We start from the raw sequence: 18,851 nt of genomic DNA, 5'->3' as shown, positions 1-18,851 counted from the left end.
TGACTCTGGGTGATCAAGCCCGCATTGAGGCCAGCGGTGGTCAAGCCGTGTACGGGGGTGGTGGCGGTGGCCGGGTCGCGTTGTATTACGACACGCTCAGCCAAGGTTCCTTACTCACACAAGTGTGGGCCAAAGGCGGGCTATCGACCAACGCTCAAACCGGCGCAGCTGGGTCTATTTATCTGAAGAACACGAGCAACGGCACCGAAGACGTTGTATTCAATAACGATGGGGTCCCCATCAGTTCTCCTGGTGCGCTGCTGGATCTGAGCACGGGACCTAGCTACACGGGCTCGCTGCGTTGGAGCAATGTAATAGGAGAGATCAAAGGCGAAGTAGTTTTTGATCCCGACGGCAATCACGGGCAATTACTTCTCGAGAAGGCGACGCTTGCGATCGCAGGAGCGCACGCCTATGGCTCGGTCGTAGTGCGTACTAACTCATCACTCACGTCACCAGTTGGTAAGGCTCTGAATCTCATCGCTGACACGGTAGACGTGGACCCGACTTCCAAAATTGATCTGACGGGCAAGGGGGCCCCGGCCTCGCAAGAAGTTGGCTATCTCTCGGGCGGTAGCCATGGGGGACTGGGCGGGCGGTACAGCAGCTATACGACGAACCCAGTATTTGGGGATAAGCAAATGCCCACGACGTTTGGCGTCGGTGGCAGCCGAGGCGGCGACGCAGGTGCGTACGGTGGTGGTGCGCTCACGATGGTTGCGCGCGTACTTAAACTGGACGGCCAGCTACTTGCCAATGGCGCGACCTATACATCGAGTAGCAGTGGGGGTGGTGCAGGGGGCTCACTGTGGATCAGCGCCCAGCAACTGCTGGGAAGTGCCACGACCCGTATCCAGGCAGTCGGCGGAAACGGTACAGGTTCAGGCGGCGCCGGCGGCGGCGGCCGCATCGCCCTCTACCACGCAGGCATGCTGAACGTAGACGTCTTCTCTCAGATCAGCGTGGCGCCCGGCACCGGCTCCGGCACACCCGGCGTCGGCACGTTGCACCTTGAATACCGCATCGGTTCAACCGCGGTTCTGGGTACCAGCCTCGTCGATCTCACCAAGGATGAAGTCCAGCAATTCACCATCGACTTCAACAGCGCCGTTTCCCCTGCCTCTATCAGTTCAGAAACAGTCTGGGTCCAAGGCCCGACAGGTGCTGTGGCGTACGCCGCGATTAACCCAATCAACCCTGCCAAATACCTCTTTCAATTTACCGAGCCGCTGCCCGATGGCGAGTATGAACTGCGAGTAGCGGGCATCCGTTCCGCGCAAGGCCGGGGCATGGACCAAGACGGCAACGGTATCGAAGACGAGCCGAATGACATCTTCCTACGCAAGTTTGTCGTCGACCGTAGCTCACCCGAAGTCCCTCAAATTTCTGCGCCCCTTGTCGCTCCCGCCGTTAACGAACTGACAGTGCGTAAAACCACAATCATCGGTTCACGCGACGACAACACGGAAGTTCTAGTGGACGGTGTTAAGCGCGTGGTCTTGGGCAGTGGCGTATGGACTATTCCTGATTTCGCCCTAGCTGAAGGCAAAAGCGAGTTGCACGTTTCGATTCGTGATGCGGCTGGCAATGTGTCGCCAACGGCAGTAACACTGAAGTTTGACGTCGACAGCGTGAAGCCGAGCCTGAATCAGTCTTCGCACTCCGGAAGCATTCGTGAGGTGCCTAGCGCCATTTGGGTAACCTTCACTGAAGCAGGTAGCGGGCTGGATTTGGCCAAGAGTGGCATTACTCTCAAGCGCGCAGGCAGTACCTTGTCGGGACAATTGAGTCAGGACGCTAATAAACTCGTCTTGACTCCCTTCAGCCCGTTGTTAGAAGGCAGCTACAGCTACGACGTACGTCTGCAGGACAAATTCGGCAATCTCCAAACTGCGTCCTACAGCTTCACGCTCGACTACACGCCCCCAGTGGCAGTTGTCGTAAGTGCCTATCCGGCGGTAACCACTAGCGCCAAACAACGCTTTGCCGGTACCAAAGAAGCGGGCGCAGTCACGCGTATTCGTAGTGCGGCCGGCACTGTTCTGGCCACCTCAAGTACCAGCGGTACGACGTGGCAATTCGAGCTAACGCTAAGCCCTGGCGACAACCCGTTCACGGTCGACCAGACTGACGCCGCCGGCAACGTCAGCCCCGTAACGTCCTTCCAAATCCGTTTCGACGATCAAGCCCCTGGCCCCGTGGCGTTTACCGCCGAACCAAAAGGCAGCGGCACCTCTATAAAACTCTCCTGGCCAACCTACGACGAAGTCGCCAACGGCAACGACATCAAGGAATACCGGGTTTACAGCGCCGCAGCGCCATTCACCTCAGTTGCCAACGCGCAGTTACTGCAAACGGTTACCGCGGGAATCAAGCAACTGACCATCAGCGGTTTGGTGCGTGACGAGCAGCGTTATTACGCCATCGTCGCGGTGGATCAACAGGGCCTGCAGCAGGCCGCAGTTGCAGCGGTGGCAGTCACTCCTGACGACGTGGTCGCCCCAGAAGAAGCCGGTAATCTGAAGGTCGTACCTGGCGCGCAGAGCCTGGAAATCAGCTGGACTGCAAGCGCCAACAGCGCCACCGATTTGGCCGGCTACGCGCTGTATGTGGGCGCTGCGGGAGAGCAACGTATCAACCTGCCACTGGCAGATTTGAGCGGCGGTTTGCGCTATACACTGAGCAATCTACAGGCGGCCAACGCTTATCCATTGAAGCTCGTCGCGGTGGACAGCGACGGCAACGAAAGCGTCGGTGTGCGTAACCCTGGCGTCACCTGGCTGACCAACCCACAAGGTTTGGAAGTTGAAGGCTTTGCCAACCGTTTCGACGCGAAATGGCAAGCCGCTCAACCGGCAGCCGCGGTGAGTGCCTACCGTATCTATGTCGCAGATGCGCCCTTCAGCTCAGTGGTCGGCATGACCCCGCGTCTATCCCGCACCGCCGCACAACTGTCTGGGTCTGTTGCTGGCTTGCAGAACGGCCAGACCTACTATGTCGCCGTAACCGTTTTGAACACCTCGGGTGGCGAGAACTCTCAGGTTCAGGCAGTCAGCGTGACGCCATCGGCAGACACGGTTGGACCTGTGTTGAGCCAGTTGAATTGGAGCACGGCCACAGGCGTGACCGATCTTCTCGGCGGAGGTGATGTGGAGTCATTGGGCGAGCTGCTGTTGCAGGCCCGCGACGAGTCCGGTATCGCACGCATTGAAGTGAGCCTGGATGGGCAACCCCTGGGCCAAGCCTTGCAATCCTCCAGCGGCTATAAGCAAGCGCTCGATCTGACGCGTATCACGGACGGCGAGCATGTGTTGGCCATCAAACTGATCGACACACTGGATAACGCCACCGACGTAAGTGTTGAGCTGGATGTCGACTTGGACGCACCCGCCAAACCAACGCTGCGCCTACAGAACCCAGCCACTACGACCAACACGGCGCAACAGACGCTGGTGATTCGCGGACAAGTTGGGGCCAGTGCCCAGATCGAACTTAACGATAACCTGCTGCCGAGCGAAGTCAGCTTGGGCACTAGCGGTGAATCCCAAGTACCGGTGACCCTCAGCGAGGGGGAAAACCAGATCGTGGCGAAACTCCGTCACGCCAGCCGTACACGTTTCAGCGCAGAAAGTGTTCCGTTGAATGTGACCTTGGATACCACTCAACCGGACGCGCCCGCCGGCCTGCAAGCGCTCAGCAAAACACTGGGCGTCGTGCAACTGAGTTGGTCAGCGGTCAGCCAGGGCACGGCGGCTGGCTACAACGTCTACGTTGCCAGCCAACCGTTCACGCAAATCAACGAATCAGGCGTTACGCGAGTTAATACTTCAGCGCTTACGGCGCTCAGTTACACCCACAAACCAACCGCCGATGGCACCTACTACTACCGCGTGACGGCCGTAAACAAACTGGGTTCTGAAAGTGCGCTATCGGTGCAGAAGTCTGCTGTGGCAGACCGCGTGGTGCCGCAAGTTCTAGCCGTTACCTACAGCTCACAAGGCGCGGTTTCTGCTGATGGCCGCTTTGCGCCGGCGCGGGTCGATGTGCGCCTGCAAATGACCGAACCGTTGCGCAATGCACCATTCCTCAGTCTGGATGTGCCGGAGGGCGCTTCCATACCGGTGCGTATGACCCAGGCAGCAAACGATCCGCTGTACTACCAAGGCAGTTTCGATATCACCACCTCGTTGCCGTCCGGTTTGCTCTATGCGCGGGTATCCGCCTATGACGTCGTCGGTAACGAAGGCACCGATATCGGCCAAGGCAGAACCTTGCGCATCGATACCCAAGGGCCGGATGTGCAGCAGTTGTCCTTGCTGCCGGAGAGCCCGGTGGAAAACCTGGTTGCCAACAACCTGGGCCGTGAAGTGCAGGTGATTCTGCGCTTGAGCGAAGACCCGGTAGGCCAGCCGCAGCTTATTCCACAGCTCAACGGGACAGCGTTCGGCAGCCCAGTTGCCCTAAGCCTCGATGCTCAATCGAAGCCGGGTAGTCCGATTCTCACCGGTAGTTTCCGCGTACCGGTCGACGCCGGTAAACAACAGGTGGACTTGCTCGGTTTCGCCTATTCGGCAACAGATGACCTGGGCAACAAAAGCGAGCGTATCCAAGGGCGACGCGACTTCCAAGTATACCAAGGCAACTTGCCGCCGCTGGATATTCCGCAGGGGCTTACGGGTAAAGCGCTGTCCTCGGGGCGGGTTGCATTGGCGTGGAAGCCAGTGGCGGAAGTCTCGGTTTATCGACTGATGCGCCGAGCCGAGGCAGAAACAGCGTTCCGTGAATTGGCCCGCGTCCGTGATGCCAACTACGAGGACAACCTGCCCGTCGCAGCCCAGGTTGACGGCGTTTATTTCTACCAAGTCGCCAGTGTTCGCGAGCATGAAGGCAAAGAAGCCATAAGCCAGGCAAGCGAAGCGGTTCGTGTTGCAGTGGACAGCGAGGCTCCATCGGTGCCGCGCGAACTGCAGGCAGAAATGAACGGCGCAGGCGTGGTATTGCGTTGGCAGCCGCCTGTGGATGCCGGCACGTACACCTACAACCTGTACCGCGTAGATGCCGCTCAAGGTGAGCCAATCACCGTCGCTGGCATCACCGCACTGCAAACCAACATTCCCGAACTGATCGCCCTGGATAGCAAGCCTTCCGACACCGAACACGCTTACACCGTTACGGCGGTGGATGCGGCCGGCAACGAGTCTGCCCCAGCCGATAGCGCGTACCTGAACTCGGGTCTGCTGCCGGTCCGTGATCTGAAAATTACCCTGCGCGATGGCGAAGCACCGCTACTGCAGTGGGATCACAGCGGTAAAGATGTGGTCGGCTACAACGTGTATGTCGGGGCACAGGGCGCGGCCCAGAAACTCAACAGCCAACTTATCCAAACCAAGCAATACCAAGATGAAGGGCTGGCGTTGCCACTGGCAGTGGACCGTCGTTACCAGGTTACTGCCGTAGACGCGCAAGGCGTTGAAAGCGTGCCCCATGCCTTGCTGCTGCCCGCCCTGAGGGCGGAACTGCGCGCCGACCAACGTTTGCTGCGCGGCGTGTTCAACACGTTGCACTACCGCATCAGCAACAGCAGCCAGCAGGCGCTGACGCATGTTCGCTTGCGGGTGAACCTCGACGTCAGCGGCACGCTGCAACAGCACCTCTCCGACTACTTCGATGTGGCCGCTGCGGGCCTAAGTGAAGTGCCGGTGATCGTCGGCGGTTATCCGGAACTACCCGGTGTGGTGCCATTGAGCAGCGAGCTGGTCTATGCGCCGGCGGCGGGTGAAGAAGTGCTTATCCAGCACAATGAAACCGTGCAAGCAGGGGAGAGCGCCGTGCTGGTTCAACTGCTCGCCGATGACCTGACTCGCGGTGGCGTTGGCCAAGTCCGTTTGCGCCTTGAAAACCCTAGCGACGTGGCGACCGAACTGGTCACCGCCAAAGCCAGCGGCAGCCAAGCCTCAGACGAAATGCGCCTGGTACTGGAAGACCTGAAAGGCAACGTGCTGTCCAGTCAACCTATCAAGGCGTACCTCGGCAACGGGCTGGTCACTGTGCGTGACGGGCGTACCGTTGCACGTGTGGGCGCGCTCGATGTGCTGGAAACCGGCCCGTTCACTATCGACGTGCCCGCCGCAGCGCCAGACCAAGTGCGCCTGCGCCTGGAAGCCGACTACCTGCACTACCAAACCGGGTTACCCACTGAACTGAAGATTCGCGGCGTACGCAGCAGCCGTGAATTGACGTTGGTAGAAAGCCCGTACGTAGGCGAGCTGACCCAGGTGTCACCGCAGCAAGTGCAAGCCGGAGACAAAGTGACCATCACTGGCCGCGCCCTCAAGCGCGACACGAACCAGCCGCTGGCCGATGTCGAGCTAAGCGTGGTGCTCAACGTGCGCGGGTTCGAACGCGTGGTCAGTGTCACCACCGACGCACAAGGCGCCTTCACCTACGAACACCAAACCGAAGCGGATGAGTCCGGCACGTACCAGGTGTCCATCGTGCACCCTGGTATTTCCACGCGTCCGCAGCATGGTCAGTTCCTGGTTCAAGGCGCAGCGTTCTCGCCAGCCAATGTCACCACCCAGTTCCCACGTAACTACGAACAGGTGGTCACCGTGGTGGTCGATGCCGGCTACGACACCGCACTCAACAACCTGCGTCTGGAATACCTCAAACCAGCCGGCGCCACCGGCCTACCCACCGGCATCAAAGTGCAGCTCAGCCCCGCCATGAACCTGGCAGCGAAGAAACGCGGCAACCTCACCCTGCGCATAACCGGCGACAACAGCGCCGCCGCGAGTGGCCTGTTGGACTACCGCATTGTCGCCGACGGCCTGAGCAAATCCGTGGGGCAAACCCGCATCCAGTACAGCCTGGTCGAAGCGCGCCCAGTCATTACCCTGAGCCCGAACCAGATTCGTACCGGGCTCAAGCGCGGCGGTGACGAACAAGTAGAAACCATCAACCTGAAAAACACCGGCCTGGACGTGCTGCGCAACGTGCGGCTCAGCCTGGTGAATAGCGAGGGTGGTGCGCTGCCGCAATGGGTAAGCCTGCGCAGTTCCGAGCGCCCAGGCGACCTGGCCGTGGGTGCGGGTACGCCAATCAGCGTCGCCTTCAAACCCGGCGATGCCGTGGCGGAAGGTAACTACTACATCACCCTGCGCATCCAGGCCGACAACCACCCACAAGTGGACGTCGCCATGGAAGGCGCTGTGACGCAGTCGGGCCAAGGCGGTGTGATCTTCCAAGTGTCGGATATCTACACCGGCACCAAAGCCCAGAGCGGGGAACTGATCCCAGGCTTAGCCGGCGCGAAGATCAAACTGCAAAACCGCAACGTGCTCACCGAGGAATACAGCATCACCAGCGACGCGCGCGGCCAGGCCCTGGTGGAGAACATTCCAGCCGGTGAATACACCTACCGCATTTCCGCCTGGGACCACGACGACCTCGCCGGACAGCTCTGGATCAAGCCAGGCATGACCCAGGCTGAGCCAGTGTTTCTGATGAGCAAGCTGGTCACCGTCGAATGGTCGGTGAAAGAAATCACCCTGGAAGATCGCTACGAAGTCGTCCTTGACGCCACCTTCAAAACCAATGTGCCGACGGCACTGGTAATGATCGAGCCACTGGCGATCAACCTGCCCGCCATGCGCAAAGGCGATGTGTTCCAAGGCGAACTGACCATGACCAACTACGGCCTGGTTCGCGCCGACGACGTCAAAGCCAGCCTGCCAACCGGCGACGCACGAGCGAAGATCGAATACCTGCGCCCCGTGCCCAACTCGCTGTATGCCGGCGACGTCGTGATCATTCCGTACCGCATCGTCGCCCTGCAAAGCTTCGACCCGGACGACGTGCTCAACGGCGCTGCCGGCTGCTGGAGTTTCAACTACCAAGGCACCGTTTCGTACTCCAGCTACTGCGCCAATGGTGTGCAGGTGCCGGGTAAAGCGAACGTCGGCTGGTTCTCTTCCGGCACCGCCTGTAGCGCGGGCGGCGGTGGTGGAGGCGGGGGCGCCATTGGTGGTGGCGGGGCCGGTGGCTGGGGTGGATGGGGCGGTAGCGGCGGGAGCTTTATTCCTAAGCCGACACCGATCACCACGCAGCAATGTGTGCCTGATGTGCAATGCAAAACTGGCAACTGCCCGGGCGCCAACGGCGGCGGTAAGTAATTAACGAAAGTGAGCCCTTCCGAAGTGAGGAAGGGCTGCAAGGGAGTGCGCAAGTGAGCAAGAAATCGTTAGGTCACCTCGGCCTTTGGCTGTGTGCGGGCGTGTTGTCAGTGGTGAGTGGGTTGGTGCAAGCGAATCCGGGCATCAGTCATAGGTTCGGAGAACCCAACTACGCCGACGGACGCATGCAATTAGTTGTTCTGGACCTGAAAGTACAAGCTTTGGGGGCTCCTGTACGCATCTTACGTAGTTGGAAAAACGGACAGTGGGTCTGGAACGAACGCTGGAATGATTTAGAGATTGTGGGTGCCGTTGATGTTGGCGCCCCGCAAGGGGCTGCAGATCCAGTTAACGCCGATAGGCCTTACGCCATCATCCGAGACGGCCAGAGCTATTTACGCTCAAGCACCACCGCCATAGGCCAAAACATCAGCTTTAACAATTTACCAAATCGTACGTTAATTGCCCTCCAGCGCGGTATGGCTGGATACCAGTGGCTTGACATTCAAGGAAACCGCAACGAATACAACGCCAAAGGTCAAATGACCGGGTATCTAGACCACAACGGAGTCCGTATCACCTTTAATCGAAATGCCGAAGGTCGAATCACTGAGATCAAAGACCATAACGGTGAAAACCTAATCACTTTTGGCTATACGGCCGGCAATGTTACAAGCGTGAGGGACTACAGCGGCCGTGAGGTCAAGTACGAATATAGCGGTAACCAGTTAAACGCGGTGGTGGATGTGCTGGGTAAGCGTTGGCAGTACCACTATGAAACTTACGGCTTGGCCGGCTACACCGATCCATTGCAACAGCGGACAACGGTTCTGCTGAGTGCCGATGATCGGGTACAGGAGTGGCGTTTGCCGGATGGTCGCGTAACCAAATACAGTTACAGCTACGACGATACGGTGGGGCATTATTACTTACGCAAGATAGATCAAGCAGGACTAGTTACAGAACGGTGGTACGACCGTTTGGGGCAATTAGTACGCGAGCAGTTGAATGGTGAAACCCTTTTCAACCGAAGCTATCTTTTATCTGATCGCTCTAGTGATGTGAGCAAGGTTGCTGAAGCTTACCGCATCACCGGTAAGAGTTTGTCAGTCAGTAAGGAGATATCCCAGCGACAAGGACGCTCGCCGTCTCCTTATGTAGCTCAGATGGCGGAGCAGGACGCCCAAGGCAACAAGACTGTTACGGAGTACAACCGTTACGGTCAAATTATTCGACTTCAATATGCCGATGGCAGCGAAATCAAGAAAATTTACAATCCTGTTAACAATCAATTATCGGAGGAGATTAATGAGCGCGGAATAAAAACCCATCACAGTTACGACGACAAAGGAAACATGATTGAACTGATTGAAGGCGCGTCACTACCAGAGGAAAAGCGCACTTCCTATCGCTACAATAAATTGGGGCAGCTAGATTATTTTCTTAGTTCGGTCGATGATACTGAACAAGTTGAAACAGAAAATTGGCAGTATAGATACGATAGTAAGGGCAATCTCACAGCGATCACCGATCCGTTAGGTTATAAAACTCAATATACCTACGATGCCCTAGGGGATGTACTTTCGGTTACGAATGCTCAAAACAAAACTTGGAAAAGTACTTTCGATTCGGCGGGAAATCTTCTGACAATGGAGACGCCTCTCGGTCAGGAAACTGTATACGGATATGATGATTTAGGACGGCTAATTCGTGTCAAATCAGCTGATGGCGGTATTGAAACAACTGACCTAAATGCCGCTGGGAACCCGATATCTATCGTTGATGCGGCGAATATACGAACCCAATTTGAGTACGATATCAGCCAGCGTGTAAGTGCGGTGGTAGATGCTTTTGGTAGTCGCACTGAACGTAACTTTGACAACCGTGGAAGAATTGAAAAGCGCACCGATAAAAATGGCAATTCTACACAATATAAATATGAGAGAGGCCGATTAGTTGGTATCGACTACCCAACCTTCGGGGAAAAATATGAATATGATAGTCGGGAGCGCTTGTCTTATGAGACGCGCACGTACAATGTAAATGCAGCAATTAGTAGCCAGAGCTCGCAGTATCAATATTTGGCAGACGGATTGGTATCTGCGGTGATAGACGCCGCTACTAATAAAGACCATAAAAGCTATGACGGGCTAGGTCGTTTGATCAGCACTACGAACGCTGCAGGTGGTGTAACGCACTATGATTACGATAGGCGCGACAATCTGATTCAAGTGACGGATGCTTCCGGTCGAAAAACTCGTTTTCGTTACGACTCTCGCGACGCTTTGATTGCGGAGATAAAAGTGGGGGACGTCAACACCCCTACGACCGAACGGAAATATGTGTATGACGAAATAGGTCGCTTAAAACAAAGCTTCAGTCCGAATGGGCATGCTAGCATCTATCGCTATGATGATGGCAATAGGCTTCTAAGAATTGAGTATTTTACGTCGGAATCTGCAGTCGAGGCGGGGCAGACTAGCAGCGTTGCAAGGTATAGCTACAATGCTTTGAACAGCTTGTCTAGCTATGAGGACGAGAGCAGTAAGGGTGTCTATACATATGATGTACTTGGTCGAGTGCGCAGTATCACAACTACCTACAAGCAGGCTCTTCCCACATTTAGCAAAACTATCCACTACACCTATGATGTAAACGGGCGTAAGGCTAGCTATACCACACCAGAACAGCAGATATACGGCTACAGCTATACTTTGAATGATCGTCTTGCCGGAGTTAGTATTCCCGGTCAGGGAAGCATCACATTCCAGGATTTCATTTGGAATATGCCGCAAAGCATTATGTTTCCAGGGGGAAGTCGGTACAGCGTGGGTTACGACGGCCTCCAGCGTTATACCGAACGAGTACTCAAAGATCCGGCTGGAAATGAAATTCTCAGTTCACAGTATGGCTACGATGCAATAGGGAATCTCACGAACATCAAGGAAAATAATGGTCTCAGTACGTACGCTTACAACAAACTTTATCGCCTGACCGAGGCCAAGTATCCTGGAAATGATGGCCGCCGCGATGAGGCTTATGCTTATGATAGTGTTGGCAATCGGTTGGATGAAGCTCAAAGCAAAGAAGAGCTTGACGTAAGTCGGTGGCAGTACGACGCCCATAATCAGCTCATAAAACATAATGGTCTCGGGTATCGGTATGACCCCAATGGAAATTTAATTGAGCGTGGTGTTTTACAAGCCGATAGTAGTTTAATTCAGAGCAGTGAATTCGATCACTGGCTTTATCGGTATGACGCTCGAGAACGACTAATAGAAGTACACAAAAATGGTCAGGTGTTAGCTCGCTATGCTTATAATCCGCTAGGTCAGCGAGTTAGTAAAATCTTGCCTCTGCAAGGAAAAATCACTTACTACTTATATAGCGAAGAAGGGCTTGTTGGGGAATACGATGCTGAAGGTGAGTTAGTGCAAGAGTATGCGTATAACCCCACCGCTCCATGGATGAGTCGGCCGCTATTTACTCGAGCTAAATCCACGGTTCCACATGATCCTACAATGCAAATTAACTTTTTTGGCACAAGCCCTATGGGGACGCCTGAAGTGGCGTTTTTAAAGAGCGGCGAGGTCACCTGGCAATCTAAAACACAGAGCTTTGGCGAGACTGCATCGACAGCTGGTAATCTGCGTAATCCATTGAGGTTTCCCGGGCAATATTTCGATGAAGATATCGGATTAAATTATAATTATTTCAGGGACTACGATCCTCGCGTAGGACGCTATATACAAAGTGATCCAATTGGCCTAGAAGGTGGATTTAACAGGTACGCGTATGTGGGAGGGAATCCACTCCGATTTAGCGACCCTCACGGACTAGTAAATCCTGGAGAGGCAGCATGCGTTGCGGGTCCGAATCCGGTCTGTTTTGTTTCAGTCGTAGTAGATATAGTGGTAACTACGGCTGCGGTTGCTGCTGTCGGGGCTGTAGCAACGATACCTGGAGATACTCCGATTGATCGGCCAGTAAGAACTGCTGAAGAAGAGGCGCAAGCTGAGGAAGAGTATCAAGCGTACAAATCTTTTTGCGATTCACCACCTCCAGATGACACTGGCGATATATGTGCTGACATGCGAAATAGGATCAAATGGATTGAAAGATGTATTGAGATGCGACAAAAGTGGGATGAGAGGTGGTTACGAGAAGCAGATAGAGACGCGCACGAAAAACATATAATAAAGTTAAAAAAAGACGCAGAAAAACTTAAAAAAAGATATGGGAATGCTTGGAGTTGTAAAGATCAGCCGCTTGACTGTGATTGATTGGCTCTTAATGTGATAAAAAACAATGGTGCAATATGAATAATATACCGCGGGATGAAGACTGGGGGAGTCTGCAAGGCAACAGGGATCTCCAGTATGCTTATAAAGTATTTCATGGAAAAAGCATTGAAGAGGCCGAAGAACTTTTTGAGTTGAACGTTTTGGCTCGATGCGAGGATCTCGGCTGTATGCCAATTTTGCCTTTTCAGTTTTATATTTTGTCATATAGAAATCATATTGCATCTGGGAATTTCAGAAAATTCCAGATGTCCAGCGCAGCTAACGGTTTTATGGAGCTAGTTGCGGATAAAATGAGGACGCAACCTAACTACGTACTGCCCATGATGAAAGAACTTATGCCCACTCTTGAATTGATTGCGTACAACCAGCTTTCATTCAAAGCCGATATTGATATTTACGGCGACTTCAAGCTACTCCTTAACGAAATTTTACGGTTGAGCAATATTTAATTAGCGAATCTTTTGCTGATATTAATTAGCAGCACTTGTTTATTTGCCGCTATTGTAGAAACTGCACACTCTGGATCTTCATTGTTTTTAGTGTGCAGCTAGTTTTTGACACTGCGTTTTAGATCTATTAAGAGCTGTTTTGGAGGGGGTGAATGTTAAAGCAATGGATGGCATCTATATTATTCCTATGGAGCGCAAGCACTTGGGCCGAAGACAACCTATGCGCAGTAGTCCTAATCGAAATCGCCCAAGAACTAACCCTTGAGCGCCAAGCGTTCGAAGCGACCATGCGCATCAATAACGGCCTGGACACCATTGCTCTCGACCAACTCCAAGTGCAGGTGTTATTCGAAGACGACACCGGCCACGTTGTAAAAGCCAGCTCCGACGCTAACGCCAAAGACGCGGCCTTCTTTATCCGCCTGGACGACAGCAACAACCTCAACAGCATCCAGTCCGGCGCTGACGGTGCCGTCACCAATGGCCAAGTCCCGCCCAAAGCGGCGGGTGTGTTGCGTTGGTTGATCATCCCCACTGCCGGCGCGGCAGGGCAGAGCCTGGCGGGCAAGCGTTATAACGTGGGCGCGAGCTTGAGTTACAACGCGGGCGGTAAGGTGGAATCGTTGACGGTGACCCCCGACACCATCACGGTTAAACCCCAACCCGAGCTGACCCTGGATTACTTCCTTACCAAGGAGGTGATCGCCGACGACGCCTTTACCCCGACCATAGAAGCGCCGGAGCCGTACACCCTCGGTGTGCGGGTGCGTAACAGCGGGCGTGGCGAGGCGAAGAGCGTAAAGATCGAGTCCGCGCAGCCTAAGATCATCGGTAACGAGCAGGGCCTGGCGATCAATTTCCGGATTAATCAGAGTTTTGTCGATGAGGCGGCGGCGTCGCCAACGTTGTTGATCGATTTCGGTACGGTCGCGCCCGGTAAGAACCGTAATGGCCGCTGGATTATGGAGAGCACGCTGTCTGGCCAGTTTATTGATTTCACCGCGTCGTTTTCCCACCCGGATGAATTGGGCGGGCGCCTGACGTCGTTGCTTGATGCCGTGAATACCCACTTCCTGTTGCGCGATGTGTTGGTCGACCTGCCTACGCGTGACCGTGTCGGCGATTTCCTGGGTTATGTGGGCGATGAGTTGTTTGTGTTTGAGTCGGACAGTGTCGGTCAGACCGATAACGCGCCGTGCCTGGATTGCGCGCCGGTGGCTCGCCTGAGTGGTGTGCTGGGCGGCAGCTCAACGCTGCGTACGCTGGCGGTGAATAACGCTCAGCCGGGCTTTGGGTATGTGCGGGTGACGGACCCCTATGCCGGCACCAAAGGGTTGATGCGTGTGGTGCGTGCGAATGGCACGGCGTTGTCGCCGCACAATGCTTGGCTTAGCAAGGAGCGGGCAGAGGACAAACATGCGTTCAACTACTACCTGAACGTGTTTGATAACAATCCGAGCGGGCAATACACGGTTGAATTTGGTGAACTGACCCAAGACCCGAAACCGCCGGTGTTTATGCCGATTGCCGATCGCAGCACGTACGAGGGTGGCCAGGTCGGCTTCTTGGTTCGCGCTAGCGATCCCAACGGCACGGTGCCAAAACTGCTCGCTGCAAGCCTACCTTCCGGCGCTACGTTCAAGGAGGACGGCGGTGGTAGTGGCACGTTCTATTGGACGCCGCTGCAAGGCCAGGCGGGGCGCTATGTGGTGAACTTCCGCGCCACCGATGGTGTGCTCGATAACGTTTTGCCGGTTGGTATTCGTGTGTTCCGCGCGGGTGACAACGACGGCGACGGCATGGACGACGCCTGGGAGCAGCAGCAATTTGGCAACTTGGACCGTGACGGTACAGGCGATTTTGATGGCGACGGCATTAGCGACGTCGACGAATTCGATCAGGGTTCTGATCCAAAAACCGTTGAGCTGACCCCGTTGCCCCCGCAACTGGATACCCCGGCCGACAATGCCGAAGTGACGGCGCGTTATCCCACCTTGCGGGTGCAGAACAGCGCCAATGGTCAGGGCAAACGCTTCAAGTATTGGTTCGAGCTGTACGAGGACGAACACTTTGCCAGCCTGGTGGCCAAGTCGGCTGAATTGGAGGAGGGCAGTGGCCATACCCAGTGGGCGGTGACGGCGGAAGATCTGATCGGCAACGCCACGCTGCAAGACAACCACCGTTACTACTGGCGCGCGCGCGTAACGCACACCAGCGGCAGCAGCGAGTGGGTGAATGGGCGCTTCTTTATTAACGAGACCAACGATGCGCCTAGCGCACCGACCTTGCTCAATCCAACGCCGATGGGGCTGGTGGCGCAGTTGCGCCCAACCTTCCAGTTCAACAACAGTTTCGACCTGGATGAAGATGCGCTGAGTTATCGCGTGCGTGTATTCCGTGAGGACGACAGCGAGTTCACTCAGCCAGTGGTTGAAGTGACGGGCCTGTTGCCTGGAGCCAATGGCGTCACCGAGTGGCAGTCGCCGATTGAGCTGCAGGAAAACAATTTCTACCTCTGGTTGGTGGAGGCGGTTGATGAGCACGGTGCGGTGCAGCAGAGCGAGCCGAGTGTGTTCGGGGTCAGCCTGAGCAACGAGGCACCGAGTGAGCCTGTTTTGGCGTGGCCGCTGCAGGGCCAGCAAATCGACAAGGCGGCAAATGTGGTGCTGCGCGTGGACGCAGCGCGCGACCCTGAGCGTCAGCCGCTGCAATACCGCATTCAATTGGATACCAATGAACGCTTTGATTCTGGCGCGGTGCTGGACTCTGATTGGTTCGCGGCAGCGCAGGGCACCGTACAGTGGACCGTGCCGCAAACGCTGAGCGAAAACCGCCACTATTTCTGGCGCGTGCGGGCCAGTGATGGCGAGCAAGAATCGGCGTGGGTGACCGGTAGCTATAAGGTGAATCAGCATCCAGAGGCACCTGCTACGCCAACCATCAGTAACCCCACCAGCGGCGCTTGGGTAGAGGTGCGCAACCCGCGCCTGGAAGTGCACCCGGCGGTGGACCCGGATGGCGATGCGCTGTCTTACGAGTTTTCCTTGCATACCCCGAGTGGCGCAGAACCACTGGCCACGCAGGTGGTAAGTGAGCTGGGCTGGACGCCATCCTTCCCGTTGCAGGACAACAGCAGTTACCGCTGGCGAGTCCGCACCGTGGACCCGACCGGACTGACGTCGCCGTGGAGCGATTGGCAAACGTTTTTCGTCAACGAAAATGGCGTGGACGATGCGCCCGGCCTGAGCTTCGTGCTGCCGAATACGGACCAGACACTGACGGGAGGCTCGGTCTCTATTCAATGGACTGACCAAGACCCGGACAGCGCTGCAACCATCGACCTGTATGCCAATGGACAAGTGATCGCCAGCGGACTGGCGGAAGACCCTGACGGCGATGCCGACCAGTTCGTCTGGTCGCTGGCCGGCATGCAGCCCGGCACCTATCGCATCAGCGCGGTAATCCGCGATGCCAGTAGTAGCGTGACCGTTGAAGCCAGCAGCGTGACGTTGCTAGCGCCCACACCGCGGGTTCAGGTGACGCCCGTTGGGTCGTTGCAGCTCGACGAGTTCGGTGAGGCGCAGGCTGAGATTGCAGTCAGCTTGGATCGCAGTCCGAAACCAGGGCAGAGCGTGATGCTCAACCTGGCGCTGAGCGATGAGTCCGAAGCGCGTCTGCTCAATGCGCAGCCGTACCTGTATTTCACCGCCGAAAACTGGCAGCAGCCGCAGCGTATTCGAGTGACCGGTGTGGACGATTGCAGCATTGATGGCCCGCAAACGGTGGCGCTGCAATTACTGCCACTGCAGAGCAGTGACAGCGACTTTGCTGGCCTGGATCCGCAGGACGTCGTGCTGACCACTGCCGACAACGAGCAAGCAGGGCAAACGCTATTCATCTGCCACTACCAGGTGGTGGCACGCTCCGAGCCCGATGATGAAGGGCGGGTGGACATCACTGTGCGTCCTCTGCTGTTGAATGCCGGCCCGACGTTGACATCCGCCCAGGCCACGCCAACCGTGCAGGGCAGTGGGGTGAGCCTTTCCGGTACTACGCAGCTCGGTTTCAGCGGGGTCATCAGCGGTGTACGTAACCCGTCCAGCGACGCGTTTGTGCTGCGCCAATTAGCCAGTGAAGCGGTGCTGTTTAACCGTGTGCATTGGGCTGTTACCGGTGGCGCGCCGATACCCGTCACGTTGGGTACTGCCGGGGCGGACACCCTGTCGGGTAACGGTAAAGACATCACCCTTGATGGTCAGGGTGGCGATGACACGATCCACGGCTCAAGTGGCAACGAGGTGATCATTGGTGGCCCAGGCATGGACACCCTGTATGGGAACGCTGGCGACGACACGTTTATTGTGCTGGGTAACGACAGTTCTCCCGATATCTTCAACGGTGGCGACGGCTATGACCGTGTTTTGGGCGGGGAAGGGGATGATGTTGTTCGTGTCAGCGGCTACAACGGTGCGTCGCGGGTTGAGTTGATTGATGGTGGTCCCGGCCTCAATCGCATAGAAGGTACCGCGGGTAACGACTCGATGGATTTCCGAGTAACCGAGTTGCGCAATATCGAGGCTATCGATGGTCTGGCTGGTAATGACTACATCATCGGCAGCACTGGCTCCGATGTAATTATCGGTGGTTTGGGTAACGATGAGCTGGTCGGTGATTTGGGCGACGACACCTTCCTGGTAACCGGGGCGCAAGGCTTTGATAAAACTAGCGGCGGCCAAGGCTATGACCGATTGTTAGGTTCTGCTGGCGATGATCGTATTGGCTTCACCTACTACGGCTATGACACCGCTGTTGAGCTCATTGATGGGGGAGACGGGGTGAACGTGATTGCCGGTGACGATACCGCCAACAACCTTGACTTCACCAATACCCTGTTGCAGAACATTGCTCGTATCGACGGCCAAGGTGGTAACGACACAATTCGTGGCAGTGCAGGAAACGATGTGATCAATGGCGGGCCTGGTATCGACACGCTGTTCGGTGGGCCTGGTGATGACGTCTTCCTATTTAGCGGTGACAGCGGCGAAACAGACGATATCTGGGGTGAGTCAGGCGTGGACACAATACGAGGTGGCCCGGGTGATGACGTACTGAGGTTGAGCGTGTTTTCGGCCGTTTACGGCATAGAGGTGATCGATGGAGACGGTGGCTTCAATCGTATCGTTGGAACGACCGCGAATACCCTGGATTTTTCTACTGTACGTCTGATTGGAATAGCGCAAATCAACGCTGGTCCAGCCAGCTCACGATTGATCGGTAGCGTTGATGCTGATGTGTTGATCGGCGAAGCAGGCAACGACGTACTGATTGGCAAGGGCGGCGGCGATACCTATCGCTTCGCCGAAGGCGACGGTTCTGACACCATCGCGGATGGCGGTAACTTGGCGGATATTGATCGACTGACCTTCGATACCCAGTGGACGCCGGACAAACTCTGGCTGGTTAAGTCAGGCAATGATCTGCGCCTTGTCAAAGGTACAGACCAAGTAACGATCACCGGTTGGTACAACACACCAACGAATGTCATTGAACGTATTGAGTTGCTCAGCGGCTTGGTTCTGACAGCTGATCGAGTGGAGGCATTGCGTGTGGTTATGGCAGGTATGTCGTCGACTACAGCTGATCGGACGGCCGCTCAGCAACAGCAACTGGCTGCAGCAATTGCTACTGCATGGAAATAGATTGGGCGCGCTCCAGGCTTCTATAAGCACGTTTTTTATCCGGTACGTTGGGAGGGGCGGTAACGAATTGCAGCGTATGGAGTCGAGGGCCAGCGCATCGCAATCCCGATGTTTTCAAACTGCACGGTGAGATTTGCAAGTGTGATCGTGAGGCTCCACGATCGAAAGCCAACTGAAATGTCAGTGGAGTCTTACTACGTCTATCGGTTTGATAACGACGGCATA

Annotated in this window: 4 protein-coding genes; all 4 read left to right on the top strand. The window is 55.8% G+C overall.

The window, feature by feature from the left end:
• The first annotated feature begins 713 nt into the window (after positions 1-713).
• The 4 genes from ACVW0Y_RS06130 to ACVW0Y_RS06115 all read left to right on the top strand — a co-directional run bounded on the left by ACVW0Y_RS06130 (position 714) and on the right by ACVW0Y_RS06115 (position 18,626).
• Entirely contained in the window at positions 714-8,174 is a 7,461-nt protein-coding gene (locus tag ACVW0Y_RS06130) for an Ig-like domain-containing protein (RefSeq protein ID WP_457436767.1), read from the top strand.
• Between the two features lie 53 nt (positions 8,175-8,227).
• The gene (locus ACVW0Y_RS06125; RefSeq protein WP_457436766.1) at positions 8,228-12,457 is read left to right on the top strand and encodes an RHS repeat-associated core domain-containing protein; all 4,230 of its coding nucleotides are present in this window, start codon (positions 8,228-8,230) and stop codon (positions 12,455-12,457) included.
• Positions 12,458-12,492: 35 nt separating this feature from the next.
• Entirely contained in the window at positions 12,493-12,927 is a 435-nt protein-coding gene (locus tag ACVW0Y_RS06120; protein WP_457436765.1) for a hypothetical protein, read from the top strand.
• Positions 12,928-13,079: 152 nt separating this feature from the next.
• Entirely contained in the window at positions 13,080-18,626 is a 5,547-nt protein-coding gene (locus ACVW0Y_RS06115) for a calcium-binding protein (protein ID WP_457436763.1), read from the top strand.
• Positions 18,627-18,851 lie beyond the last annotated feature (225 nt).

It is taken from the genome of Pseudomonas sp. TE3786, from assembly GCF_054057335.1.
Note: the sequence above shows the minus strand (reverse complement) of the source record. Positions and strands in the feature narration are given on the sequence as shown.

What these genes read in the sequence shown, in the direction of transcription:
- ACVW0Y_RS06130 (WP_457436767.1), top strand. Translation starts at nt 714, where the DNA reads ATGGTTGCGCGCGTACTTAAACTGGACGGCCAGCTACTTGCCAATGGC.
- ACVW0Y_RS06120 (WP_457436765.1), top strand. Translation starts at nt 12,493, where the DNA reads ATGAATAATATACCGCGGGATGAAGACTGGGGGAGTCTGCAAGGCAAC.
- ACVW0Y_RS06115 (WP_457436763.1), top strand. Translation starts at nt 13,080, where the DNA reads ATGTTAAAGCAATGGATGGCATCTATATTATTCCTATGGAGCGCAAGC.